The organism is Roseivivax sp. GX 12232, from assembly GCF_021272185.1.
Taxonomy (GTDB): Bacteria; Pseudomonadota; Alphaproteobacteria; order Rhodobacterales; family Rhodobacteraceae; genus Roseivivax.
The window spans coordinates 383,214-395,264 of record NZ_JAJSEC010000003.1 but is presented as its reverse complement, the minus strand read 5'-3'; the positions used below and the strand labels follow the sequence as shown (position 1 = coordinate 395,264).

The following is a 12,051-nucleotide window of genomic DNA, read 5'->3' as shown; positions in this document are numbered from 1 at the left end:
GTTCCGTGGGCGCCAAACCGACGAGGAGACAAGGCTTTATGCCCCAGATTTCCCTGACATTTCCCGATGGCAATGCGCGCGCTTTCGACGCAGGGGTGACCCCTGCCGAGGTCGCCGCCTCGATCTCGAAGTCGCTGCAGAAGAAGGCCATCTCGGCCTCGGTCGACGGCACGCATTGGGACCTGCAATGGCCGATCGCGCAGGACGCGCAGATCGCCATCCATACGCTGCAGGACGACGACCAGGCGCTCGAGCTGATCCGCCACGACCTCGCCCATATCATGGCGCGCGCGGTCCAGGAGATCTGGCCCGACGTGAAGGTCACCATCGGCCCGGTGATCGACAACGGCTGGTATTACGACTTCGACCGCCAGGAGCCCTTCACCCCCGAGGACCTCGGGCGGATCGAGAAGCGCATGAAGGAGATCATCGCCGCGCGTGACCCGGTGACCACCGAGGTCTGGGAGCGCGACCGCGCCATCGCCCACTACGAGGCGCGCGGCGAGCCCTTCAAGGTCGAGCTGATCGAGGCGATCCCCGGCACCGACCCGATCCGCATGTATTGGCACGGCGACTGGCAGGACCTCTGCCGCGGCCCGCACCTGCAGCACACCGGCCAGGTGCCCGCCGACGCCTTCAAGCTGATGTCGGTGGCCGGCGCCTACTGGCGCGGCGACTCGAGCCGCGCCATGCTGCAGCGCATCTACGGCGTCGCCTTCAAGAACAAGGAGGCGCTCAAGGCGCATCTGACCATGCTCGAGGAGGCCGCCAAGCGCGACCACCGCAAGCTCGGCCGCGAGATGGACCTCTTCCACATGCAGGAAGAGGCCCCGGGCCAGGTCTTCTGGCACCCCAACGGCTGGACCATCTACACCGAGCTGCAGGACTACATGCGCCGCAAGCAGCGCGCCGGCGGCTACCGCGAGATCAACACCCCGCAGGTGGTCGACCGCCGCCTCTGGGAGGCCTCGGGCCACTGGGACAAGTACCAGCACCACATGTTTGTGGTCGAAGTGGACGAGAGCCGCGACGGCGAGACCGATGACGCCAGCGCCAAGAACAAGGACCAGACGCGGATCAACGCGCTGAAGCCGATGAACTGCCCCTGCCACGTGCAGGTCTTCAACCAGGGCCTGAAGTCCTACCGCGACCTGCCGCTGCGGCTGGCCGAGTTCGGCTCCTGCGCGCGCTTCGAGCCCTCGGGCGCGCTGCACGGCATCATGCGGGTGCGCGGCTTCACCCAGGACGACGCGCATATCTTCTGCACCGAGGACCAGATCCAGGAGGAATGCGCGCGCTTCATCGACTTCCTCGCCGGGGTCTACCGCGAGCTGGGCTTCCCCGAGTTCGAGATCCGCTTCGCCACCCGCCCCGAGAAGCGCGTGGGCTCCGAGGAAAGCTGGGACCACGTCGAGGGCGCGCTGGAGAACGCCATCAAGGCGGTCGGTCGCGACTACGTGCTCGAGCCCGGCGACGGTGCCTTCTACGGCCCGAAGCTCGACTTCTACCTGACCGACGCCATCGGCCGGGTCTGGCAGTGCGGCACCTTCCAGGTCGACCCCAATCTGCCCGAGCGGCTGGGCGCGAGCTATATCGCCGCCGACGGCGCCAAGCACCGGCCCTACATGCTGCACCGCGCCTGCCTGGGCTCCTTCGAGCGCTTCATCGGCATCCTGATCGAGGAACACGCCGGCAAGCTGCCCTTCTGGCTGGCCCCGCGCCAGGTGGTCGTGGCCTCGATCACCTCGGAGGCCGACGACTACTGCCAGGAGGTCGCCGCGGCGCTTTCGGCCGCCGGCGTCCGCGCCGAGACCGACCTGCGCAACGAGAAGATCAACTACAAGGTCCGCGAGCATTCGGTCGGCAAGGTGCCGGTGATCCTGGCCATCGGCCACCGCGAGGTCGAGGAGCGCACCGTCACCCTGCGGCGCCTCGGCGAGAAGAAGACCGAGGTAATGGCGCTCGACGAGGTGATCGCGGCGCTCGGCGCGGAGGCGACGCCCCCGGACATGGGGTGATCTTGCGCGCGGCCCGGCCTTCGGGTCGGGCCGGGCTTGTCTGACGGGGGTTTTGGACCCATTGCGCCGAGGCGCGGGCTGCGGCGTTGTAAGGGCGCGGCGCGGTTGGTTCGGCTGCTGCGCCCGGGGCGCGCGCGGGGCGCGTTGGGCGGCGGAGCCGGCGAGGGCTCTGCCCTCGCGCTCCCGAGGTATTTTCGCCAAGCTGAAGGGGCTTTCGGGGGGCGCGGGCTTTGGTGCCGCTCTCCGGGCCCGGCGGCGGGATTGTAACAATTCGCGCGGGGCGCGTGATCGGGCGGGCGGGCGCGGGTCCGGGGTTGCAACATTCCAGCGTGGGAAGCGCGAAATGTTACAAGGGGCGCGCTGCGGCGCGCCTTGTGCGGCAGGCATATTATTCAACCAGGACAGGTGGTTACGAGGCATTTCGCGGCGCGGGCGCGGCTGACGCGCGATAAGAGCGGCGTGATTGACACCCCTGTGAGTGGCGCGACAGCCCGTCGCAGGCGAGGCTGAAGAGGACCCGCACGGTACGTCCGGCGGGCCTTTGACCTGTTCGATTGAAGGGAGGACGCGATGTCCACGACCATGAAGACCGCCGCCATCGTCGGCGCCGTCGCCGCAAGTTTCGCCGCCACCGGCGTCTCCGCCCAGTCCCAGGAGAAGTGCTACGGCATCTCGCTGGCGGGCGAGAACGACTGCGCCGCGGGCCCCGGCACCACCTGCGCGGGCACCTCGACCGTCGACTACCAGGGCAACGCCTGGACCCTCGTCGCCGAGGGCACATGCGCCGAGATCGACCTGCCGGAGATGGCCGACGGCACCGCGCGCGAGGGCTCGCTCGAGCCGCTCGACCGCGACCTGCCGGCCTAAGGCATCGGCAGCGGCGCGGGGGGCCGCGCGCGGGCGCCAAGGCACCGCCCGCGCGCGCTTGCCCCCCGCGCCACCGCTTAGGGGGAGGGCAGCGCAGATGTTCGATCTGACCCGCGAGGGCCTGCCGAACAGGCCCGGCGTCGGCTTCAAGGCGCGCCATTTCGAGGCGCTCATGGCCGACCCCGGCCCGGTCGGTTGGCTCGAGATCCACGCCGAGAACTACATGGGCGCGGGCGGCCGCCCGCAGGCCCAGCTTGCCGCCCTGGCCGAGCGCTTCCCGATCTCGGTGCATGGCGTCGGCCTGTCGATCGGCGGGGCCGAGCCGCTCGACGCCGATCACCTGGCGCGCCTGAAGGCGCTGGTCGACCGGATCGCGCCCGCGCGCTTTTCCGAGCACCTGGCCTGGTCGACCCATGACACCAGCTATCTCAACGACCTCCTGCCCCTGCCCTATACCGAGGAAACGCTGGCGCGGGTGGCGGGGCATGTCTCCGAGGTGCAGGAGCGGCTCGACCGGCAGATGCTGCTGGAGAACCCCTCGTCCTACCTGGCCTTTACCGAGTCCGAGATGACCGAGACCGAGTTCCTCTCGGAACTGGTGGTGCGCACCGGCTGCGGGCTCCTGCTCGATGTGAACAACGTCTTCGTCTCGGCCACCAACCTCGGCTATGCGCCCGAGAGCTACATCGAGGCCTTCCCGCTGGCCGCCGTGGGCGAGATCCACCTGGGCGGCCACGACAGTGACGAGGACGACCGCGGCGCGCCGCTTCTGATCGACAGCCATGGCCGCGCGGTGGCCGACCCGGTCTGGGCGCTGCTCGCCATGGTGCTGCGGCGCACCGGGCCGCTGCCGCTCCTGGTGGAATGGGACACCGATGTGCCGGACTGGCCGGTGCTCGCCGCCGAAGCCGAACGCGCGGGCCGGGCGCTCGACCGGCTCGGGGCGGGGCAATGAGCGCAGAGGACGCCTTTCGCGCCGCGCTTCTCGATCCCGCGGCGCCGGTGCCCGAGGGGCTGACCGATGGCGCGGGCCGCCCGGCCGGGCGGCGCTACGCGGTCTATCGCAACAATATCGCCGCCTCGCTGACCGAGGCGCTGGAGACCGGCTTTCCCGCCATCACCCGGCTGATCGGGGCGCAGGCCATGCGCGGGCTCGCGGGCAGTTTCCTGCGCGCGCATCCGCCCCGCACGCCGCTGATCGCCACCTATGGCCGCGACCTGCCCGACTTCATCGCGGGCCTGCCGGCGCTGTCGCATTTGCCCTATCTGCCCGATGTGGCGCGGATCGACCTGATGATGCGCCAGAGCTACCACGCCGGGGACCACGCGCCCCTCGCGCCCGAGGCGCTGGCCGCGCTGGATGAAGAGGCGCTGGAGGCGCAGGTGCTGGAACTGGCGCCCTCGGTGCGGCTTCTGTCCTCGCGCTGGCCGGTCCTGCAGGTCTGGCGCTACACCATGGGCCGCACCTCCGAGAAACCCAAGGGCGGGGCCGAGACGCTGGCGATCCTGCGCGCCGAGTTCGACCCCGAACCGGTGGCCCTGCCGCCCGGCGCCTATGCCTTCCTGACCGCCTGCGGCAGCGGCGCGCCCCTGGGCCGCGCCATCGCGGCGGCGGGCCCGGGCTTCGACCTCGGCGCCACGCTGTCGCTACTTTTCACTCATCGCGCGCTGGTGCGCGCCCCGAAAGGACCTGACCCATGCTGAACCGGCTTCTCTTCACGCCCGCCGACCGGACCGACATGGTCCTGCCGCTGCTCGCGCGGTTCGTCTTCGCCGCGACGCTTCTGGTCTATTTCTGGAACGCCGGGCTCACCAAGCTTGAGGGCGGGCCCTTCAGCCTGTCGATGGGGGCCTATGCGCAGATCTTCCCCAAGGCCTTCGCGGCGGTGGGATATGACGCGAGCCAGCTCGGGGTCTTCCACTACCTGGTGGCGCTGGCGGGCACCTATGCGGAGTTCATCCTGCCCGCACTGATCGTGCTGGGGCTCTTGGCGCGGCTCGCGGCGCTGGGGATGATCGGCTTCCTGGTGATCCAGAGCCTGACCGATCTCTACGGCCACGGCGGCATCGAACACGCCGAGACGCTGGGCGCCTGGTTCGACCGCTTCCCCGACGGGGTGATCCTGGACCAGCGCGCCTTCTGGACGTTCACCCTGGTGCTGATCGTGGTGAAAGGCGCGGGCGCGCTCTCGCTCGATCGCCTGCTCGAGGCGCGGCTCGCGGCCCCGGAGCGCGGGGCCGCGCGGATCTGAGGCTCAGGCGCCCAGCGCCTCGCGGGTGGTGGCGTCGAAGCCCAGGTGCATCTCCTCGCCCTTCACGATGAGCGGACGCTTCATCAGCGTCGGATGCGCGGCGATGAGCCAGACCGGCTGCTTCTTGCGCTCTTCCTCGGAAAGCTCGCGCCAGGTGGTCGAGCGGGTGTTCAGGAGCCGATCCCCGAAGCGGTCGAGCGCGGCGGTCAGAACATCGCTCGGAAGCCCGTCCTCGCGCACGTCGACGAACTCCGCGTCGGGCAGCGCCTTCTGGGCCTTTTTGCAGCTATCGCAGGTCTTGATACCGTAGATTTTCATGATGGCTTGCCTCGCGTCGTGGTCTTGCGTGGTGGTCAGGCGGGAAACCGCGCCGCCCCGCGCGAGGTTCCACGGCTCCCCCCGCGTCAGGCGGCCTGCAGCTTCTCGGCCTCCTGCCGGGCCAGCGAGATCAGCTCCTGCACGAAGCCCTTGTCCTGGTCGGCGGTGCGCGTGGCGGCATAGAGCCTGCGGGTCACGCCCTCGGCGGTGAGCGGGCGGGTGACATAGTCGGAGTTGTATTTCACCTCGCGCACCACCCAGTCGGGCAGCACCGAGATGCCCCGGTTCGAGGCCACGAGCAGCAGGATCACCGCCGTCAGCTCGACCTGGCGCACCGAGGCGGGCTCGACCTTGGCGGGCGTCAGGAGCTGCGAGAAGATGTCGAGCCGCGAGCGCTCCACCGGGTAGGTGATCAGCGTCTGGCCGCGGAAATCCTCGGCCTCGACATAGGGCTTCTGCGCAAGCGGATGCGCCGAGGCGGCGACAAAGACCGGGTTGTAGTCGAAAAGCTCGGTGAAGGTGACGCCGGGCAGGTCCTCGGGGTCCGAGGAGACCACCAGGTCGACCTCTTCCTTCATCAGCGCGGGCAGCGCGTCGAAGGCCAGGCCGGGGCGGATGTCGACATCCACGTCGGGCCAGGACTTGCGGAAGGCCTCAAGCACCGGGAAGAGCCATTCGAAACAGGCGTGGCACTCGATGGCGATATGCATCCGCCCGGTCACGCCCTTGCGCAGCCCCTCGAACTCGGCGGTCAGCGCCTCGACCTGGGGCAGCACCTGTTCGGCCAGCCGCAACAGCCGCAGCCCCGCGGGCGACAGCCGCATCGGCTTCGAACGGCGCACGAAGAGCTCGACCCCGGCCTGGTCCTCGAGCCCCTTGATCTGGTGCGAGAGCGCGCTTTGTGTGATATTCAACTGGTCTGCCGCCCGCGCCAGACCTCCCGCTTCGTGGATCGCCTTGATGGTCCTGAGATGACGGAACTCGATATGCATTCCTAAGCCGGGCTCATGTTGTTCTTGAGATTTATGAGTTTGTCTCACAATCGCCGGCATGCGACAAGCGAGTCTCAATCAGAAGGAATTGCCCCGATGACCCGTCCCGAGATCTCGTTCGAGTTCTTCCCGCCGAAAAACCTCGAGGCCAGCTTCCGGCTCTGGGACACGGTGCAGACGCTGGCACCGCTGGGGCCGCGCTTCGTCTCGGTGACCTATGGCGCCGGGGGCACCACGCGCGAGCTGACCCGCGAGGCGGTCTCGGCGATCCACAAGCATTCCGGCCTGCGCACCGCGGCGCATCTGACCTGCGTGAACGCCACCCGCGAGGAAACCCTGGCCATCGCCAAGGGCTTCGAGGAGGCCGGCGTGACCGACATCGTGGCGCTGCGCGGCGACCCGCCCAAGGGCGAGGCGCGCTTCACCCCGACCGACGGCGGCTTCCGCGACAGCTGCGAGCTGATCACCGCGCTGAAGGAGGCCGGCGATTTCACCGTGCGCGTCGGCGCCTATCCCGACAAGCACCCCGAGGCCCCGACCGAGACGGCGGACGTGGACTACCTCAAGCGCAAGTTCGACGCCGGCGCCGACGAGGCGATCACTCAGTTCTTCTTCGAGGCCGAGACCTTCTTCCGCTTCCGCGACGCCTGCGACAAGGCGGGCATCGACAAGCCGATCGTGCCGGGCATCTTCCCGATCGAGAACTGGAAGGGCGCGCGCCGCTTCGCCGAGGCCTGCGGCACCAAGATCCCGCAGTGGGTCATCGACGCCTTCGAGACCGCGACCCGCGACGGGCGGCAGGACCTGCTGGCCACCGCGCTCTGCACCGAGCTCTGCACCGACCTGATCGAGGGCGGCGTCGACAAGCTGCACTTCTACACGCTGAACCGCCCCGAGCTGACCCGCGACGTCTGCTTCGCGCTCGGCGTCACCCCCGAGGCGCGGCTCGAGAACGTGGCCTGACCCCGCGCGCCTTTGTGCGCATACAATTCCCTGCTTGAACTCCACCGCCGCGCGCGCCTTTTTCAAAGGAGCGCGCGGTTTTCACTTGGTGCGGGAGGTTCCTCATGCGGATAGCGATCAACGGCTTCGGACGGATCGGGCGGACGATCCTGCGCCAGATCCTGAGCGACCCGGCGCATGCCGACATCGAGGTGGTGCTGCTGAACGACATCGCCCCGCGCGCGGACTGCGCCTATCTGTTCCAATACGACAGCGTCTACGGCCCCTACCCCGCCCCGGTGCGCGCCACCGGCGACGCGCTCGAGGTGGGCGGGCGCAGCATTGCCTTCTCCAGCGAGGCGGCGCCCGCGCGGCTGGCGCTCGACAAGGTCGACGTGCTGCTGGACTGCACCGGCATGGAGGGCACCCGCGCCGCCGCCGAGGCGGGCCGCGCGGCGGGCGCGCGCGACGTGCTGATCTCCGGCCCCTGCCTCGAGGCCGAATGCACCGTGGTCCTGGGGGCCAACGACGCGACGCTGGGCGATGCGCGCATCGTGTCGAACGCCTCCTGCACGACCAACGCGCTGGCGCCGCTTCTGAAGGCGCTCGACGACGCGCATGGGGTGGTCAGCGGGCATATGACGACGGTGCATTGCTACACCGGCAGCCAGCCCAGCGTCGACAAGCCGCGCGGGCCGTTTGAGCGCTCGCGGGCAGCGGCGGTCTCCATGGTGCCGACCACAACCTCGGCGGCCAAGCTGATCGACCACGTGCTGCCGGGGCTCGCCGGGCGGGTCACCGGCGCGGCGGTGCGGGTGCCCTCGCTCTCGGTCTCGGCAGTGGACCTTGTGGTGCAGCTCGACCGGCCCTTCGGCGGCGACGCCGCGGACGCGGTCCGGGCCTTGGCCGAGGCGAGCCCGGTGCTGGGCGTCTCCGAAGACCCCTGCGTCTCGGTCGACATGCGCGCCAGGCCGGAAAGCCTGGTGCTGGTCCCGCGCGAGGCCATGGCCGTCGGCGAGCGGCAGCTCCGGGTCTTCGGCTGGTATGACAACGAATGGGGCTTCTCGGCGCGGATGCTCGACATGGCCCGGCGCATGGCCGCGCGGCACGAGGGCGCCTAGCCCGGCGGCCGCGCCCCGCCCCTAGCGCTCCGCGCGCCGGGGCCCTGGCGCTGGCCCGCCTCGCGCAGGCGCTTGCGGTGATGCCGCGCGGCGCGCTTGAAGCCTGTGGCCAGCGGCTGGGTCAGCGCCGATTGCCCGGCGGCATGGGCGCCCACTTCCGACAGCCGCGCCGCGGTCTCCGCCTCCGCCCCCGAGGCCCCGCGCCCGGCGCGCTGCGCCGCGCTTTCGAGGAACCGCAGCCGCGCCGCCGCCTGCACCACCAAATGCAGCGCCAGGTGATCGAGGAAATCCGCGTCCTCCCAAGCCACCAGCCCCGCCACCATGGCAAAGAGCCGGTCCGGCGGCAGCCGCCAGGCGGGATCGCTCAGCAGGCTCGCGTAATCCGCCGCCGCCTGCCCGATCACCGCGGTCTCGAAGTCGAACCAGCGCAACCGCCCGTCGGGGCCGAGCGTGGCGCTCACCGGGCGGCAGTCGCCCTTGACCAGCGCGTGGCCCGGTTCGGCCAGGACCGCGGTCGCCGCCTCCATGTCGAAGCGCCCGGTGCCGCCGTGGGCGGCCAGCACCTCGACCGCGCGCAGCCGGCGGGCGGCAAGCTCGGGCCCGGTCTCGGGCGGCGGCAGGATCTCGTCGAGCGCGATCTCGCCCGCGGCGGCATGCAGCTCGGAGAGCGCCCGCACCGCCTCTTCGGCCAGGAGCGCCTCGCGCCCCGGGGGCACGCTGCCGATGATCCCGTCGAGCCGGTCGGGGCCGAGGTCGCTCTGGAACAGCACCCCGTCGGTCACCCCCAGCGAGCGCGGCGCGCGGTCGGTGACTTCGGAGAGCGCTTCCAGAAGGCGCGATTCGATGTCGGCGTGTTCGCCCGCGGGCCGCGCGGTGGCGATCACCCGGCGGTCGTCGAAGATCAGCAGGAGCCGGCTCGGCAGCGGGCCGGGCGGGGCCTCGACCTCGCGCACGGGGGTGCCGAAATGCCGTTCCGCCGCGCTCAGGATGCGCAGCATCCGGGCGTCGTCGTCGTTCTGCGGGTCGCCGATGAAGCTCACGTCTTTCAAGCTCTGACCTTTCGGCGGCGCGTGGTGGCCGCCCGCCTCGGGCTTAGGTCACAGGCATGGCGGAAAGCGCGCGGCTTCGTGTCGATTTCTGGGCGGGACCGTGGCGCGGGCGCGGCGGGCGGTGTTTCGCCCTTAACGCAGCCCGTCCAGCACCCAGCCCGCGAAGTCGCCCATGAGCTGGTCCGAAGCCGCGTCGAAGGCCGCCACGATGTCGCCGTTCGACAGCGAGGCCGAGACCGCGCCCGCCGTGAAGGTGCGGCTCGCCAGGATCGCCACGTCGCGCTCGCGCACGAGCTGCACCGAGACCCTCAGCGTGACCTCGGCCGCATCGCCCAGGTCGCGGGCCTGGAAGTCGATCACGTCGCTGACCACCGCCACGTCGCCCGAAAGCCCCAGCGGCTCGCGCCCGACATAGGCGAAGCCGCCCGTCGCCTGCAGGCTGCGCACCATGAGCGACTGCACCATGACCGGCACCTCCTCGCCCCAGCGCGCGCCGGGCAGGTATTGCGCCTCGAGCTCGGAGGGACGGATCATGATCCGGTCGGTCAGCAGCGCGCCGGTGGTGCTGGGCTCCTCGACGATCACGTCGAGCCGCCGCGCCTGCGCCGCCTCGGGCAGCCCCGAAGGCGCGCGCAGCTCGAAGACCGCCAGCTCCTGCGTGGCATCCGACAGGGCCGAGAGCGCCGAACAGGCCGACAGGAGGAGCGGCGCGGCGAGGGGGAGCAGGCGGAAAGACGGCATGGGCGCACCTATCGGCGGAATTCGGGCGTGTCGCGGTCCAGCAGGAGCCGCGCCGGATCGCGGCTGAGCTGGCGCGTCAGCGTGTCGAGGTTGCGGATCAGCTTGCGGGTCTCGGAGGCCAGCGCCGAGAACTGCGGCAGCCCTTCGCTGGCGAAGGCGGCGACCGGCGTGCCGGTGCGGCGCACCAGGGCCTGCACCTCGCGGAAGGTCTCCTCGGCCACGGCGGCGGCGTCGCGCAGGTCCTGGCTGAGCGCGGGGATGTCCTCGGAGACCTCGGCGATGGCCGCGTCGAAGCTGGCGATGGCGCCGCGCAGGTCCTCGGTGATCGCCGCGACCTCGGTGTTGATCACCCGGTCGGCACCGCTGAAGGCGCGTTCGGCGGCGCTGAGCGTGCGGTTGCCGGTGACCAGCGCCTCGTTGACCGCATCGAGCGTGCCGTTGGCCTTGGCGAAGGTCTCGGTGGCGGTGACGATGGCGGTCTGCGCCTCGTCGGTCAGCCCGGCCACGTTCTCCGAGGTGCGGGTCACATCGGCGCCGACCTCCTCGATCACCCGGCGGGCAGTGGCGGTGGCGCCGCGCACGTCCTCGATGACCACGGGCAGGTCGTCCTGCGCCACGCCCGAGACGATCTCGATCACCTCGGCGGTGTCGGCGACCACGGCGCGCATCTCGTCGATCAGCCATTGGCCGTCGGTCTCGAACAGCAGGTCGAGGTCCTCGGAGGTCTCGTAGATCGACTCCGAGGCCACCTCGAGGCTGTCGATCAGGGTGCGGGTCTCCTCGATCAGCGGGGCGGCCTCTTCGAAGCGCTGCTGCGCGACGGAGCCCGCCGCGTCGATGGTCGCCAGCGTGTTCGAGGCCTCGCCGGTCAGCGCCAGAAGCTCGCGGCGGAGGTCCGCGATGCCGCCCTGCAGCTCGATGGTCAGCGCCGGCAGGTCGTTCGAGAGATAGCCCCGGGCGCTGTCGATGGTCCGCGTCGTGGCCTCGAGCGTGCCCTGCCCCCGCTCGAGCAGCTCCTGCCCGTCGCGGGCCAGCGCATCGACGGTCAGAAGCGTCGTGTCGGCGGTGGCCAGCACCGTGGAGAGGTCGTCCGAGAGGGTCTCGAGCGTGGTGTTGAAACGGTCGATCTGCTCGGAGAAATCCGACACTTCCTCGGTCACGCTGGAGAAGCTTTCCAGCACCTCGGAGAAACTGTCCGAGGCATCGGCGACATTGCCGAGGATGCGGTCGATGCGCTCGCGGTTCTGATTGCTCATCATCGCGTTGAGGTCCTGCACGACCTCCAGCGCCTCGGAGAGCAGCTCGGGCGCATCCTCGGAGAGCGACTGCAGAACCGAGGTGCCCGCCGGGATCTCGGGGATCGCGGTCTCGGCGACGGCGGAGAGCCGCGGCGCCTCGGGCGTGCCGGGGCTGATGCCCACGTAGGAGACCCCGGTGACCCCCTGCGCCTCGACCGTGGCCTCGCTGTCGGTGCGCACCGGCGTCTCGGCGCCGACCTCGAGCCGGACCCGGACCGTGCCGTCGCCCTCGGGCGAGAGCCCGATGTCGACCACCCGGCCCACCGGCAGCCCCGCGAAGCGCACGTCGGCGGCGTTCGACAGGCCCGAGACCGAGGTGAAATCCACGTCGTAATAGGCGTATTGCTCGTCAAGCTCGACGCCCGCGAACCACAAAACGAAGCCCAGAAGCCCCAGGAAACCCAGGAGCGTGAAGGCCCCGATCAGGATGAAATTCGCGCGCGTCTCCATGGC

12 protein-coding genes are annotated in these 12,051 nt (G+C 70.5%); 7 read left to right on the top strand and 5 right to left on the bottom strand.

The window, feature by feature from the left end; translation table 11 throughout:
* Positions 1-38 precede the first annotated feature (38 nt).
* The 5 genes from thrS to LR948_RS08300 all read left to right on the top strand — a co-directional run bounded on the left by thrS (position 39) and on the right by LR948_RS08300 (position 5,137).
* Positions 39-2,018, top strand: a complete 1,980-nt coding sequence (thrS, locus tag LR948_RS08320; RefSeq protein WP_232753531.1) for a threonine--tRNA ligase — start codon at positions 39-41, stop codon at positions 2,016-2,018.
* Between the two features lie 570 nt (positions 2,019-2,588).
* Positions 2,589-2,885 (top strand): DUF2282 domain-containing protein, encoded by a 297-nt coding sequence (locus LR948_RS08315; RefSeq protein ID WP_232753530.1) that lies wholly within the window; start codon positions 2,589-2,591, stop codon positions 2,883-2,885.
* A gap of 97 nt (positions 2,886-2,982) precedes the next feature.
* Positions 2,983-3,840, top strand: a complete 858-nt coding sequence (locus LR948_RS08310) for a DUF692 domain-containing protein (protein ID WP_232753529.1) — start codon at positions 2,983-2,985, stop codon at positions 3,838-3,840.
* On the top strand, positions 3,837-4,589 hold the full coding sequence (locus LR948_RS08305) for a DNA-binding domain-containing protein (RefSeq protein ID WP_232753528.1): 753 nt from the start codon (positions 3,837-3,839) through the stop codon (positions 4,587-4,589). The genes LR948_RS08310 and LR948_RS08305 overlap by 4 nt, the downstream gene beginning before the upstream one ends.
* A complete protein-coding gene (locus LR948_RS08300) occupies positions 4,583-5,137 on the top strand; it encodes a DoxX family membrane protein (protein ID WP_232753527.1) in 555 nt (184 codons plus the stop codon). Before LR948_RS08305 ends, LR948_RS08300 begins: the two co-directional genes overlap by 7 nt.
* Positions 5,138-5,140: 3 nt before the next feature.
* Here the strand turns inward: LR948_RS08300 and LR948_RS08295 are convergent, their stop codons facing one another.
* Both LR948_RS08295 and LR948_RS08290 read right to left on the bottom strand, forming a co-directional pair.
* Positions 5,141-5,455 carry an ArsC/Spx/MgsR family protein gene (locus LR948_RS08295; RefSeq protein ID WP_232753526.1) on the bottom strand — a complete coding sequence of 105 codons (315 nt, stop codon included), beginning with the start codon at positions 5,453-5,455 and terminating at the stop codon, positions 5,141-5,143.
* An 86-nt stretch (positions 5,456-5,541) separates the two neighbouring features.
* Entirely contained in the window at positions 5,542-6,447 is a 906-nt protein-coding gene (locus LR948_RS08290) for a LysR family transcriptional regulator (protein WP_232753525.1), read from the bottom strand.
* Positions 6,448-6,543: 96 nt separating this feature from the next.
* Here LR948_RS08290 and metF point away from each other — a divergent pair, with 96 nt between their 5' ends.
* Positions 6,544-7,410, top strand: a complete 867-nt coding sequence (metF, locus tag LR948_RS08285; protein WP_232753524.1) for a methylenetetrahydrofolate reductase [NAD(P)H] — start codon at positions 6,544-6,546, stop codon at positions 7,408-7,410.
* A 104-nt stretch (positions 7,411-7,514) separates the two neighbouring features.
* A complete protein-coding gene (locus tag LR948_RS08280) occupies positions 7,515-8,510 on the top strand; it encodes a type I glyceraldehyde-3-phosphate dehydrogenase (protein ID WP_232753523.1) in 996 nt (331 codons plus the stop codon).
* Here the strand turns inward: LR948_RS08280 and LR948_RS08275 are convergent.
* From LR948_RS08275 to LR948_RS08265, 3 genes are all read right to left on the bottom strand, one after another.
* Positions 8,507-9,559 (bottom strand): hypothetical protein, encoded by a 1,053-nt coding sequence (locus tag LR948_RS08275; protein ID WP_232753522.1) that lies wholly within the window; start codon positions 9,557-9,559, stop codon positions 8,507-8,509. The genes LR948_RS08280 and LR948_RS08275 overlap by 4 nt on opposite strands.
* A 132-nt stretch (positions 9,560-9,691) precedes the next feature.
* Complete coding sequence (locus tag LR948_RS08270; protein ID WP_232753521.1) at positions 9,692-10,300, bottom strand: ABC-type transport auxiliary lipoprotein family protein; 609 nt, start codon at positions 10,298-10,300, stop codon at positions 9,692-9,694.
* Between the two features lie 8 nt (positions 10,301-10,308).
* Positions 10,309-12,048 carry an MlaD family protein gene (locus LR948_RS08265; protein ID WP_232753520.1) on the bottom strand — a complete coding sequence of 580 codons (1,740 nt, stop codon included), beginning with the start codon at positions 12,046-12,048 and terminating at the stop codon, positions 10,309-10,311.
* Positions 12,049-12,051: the final 3 nt, after the last annotated feature.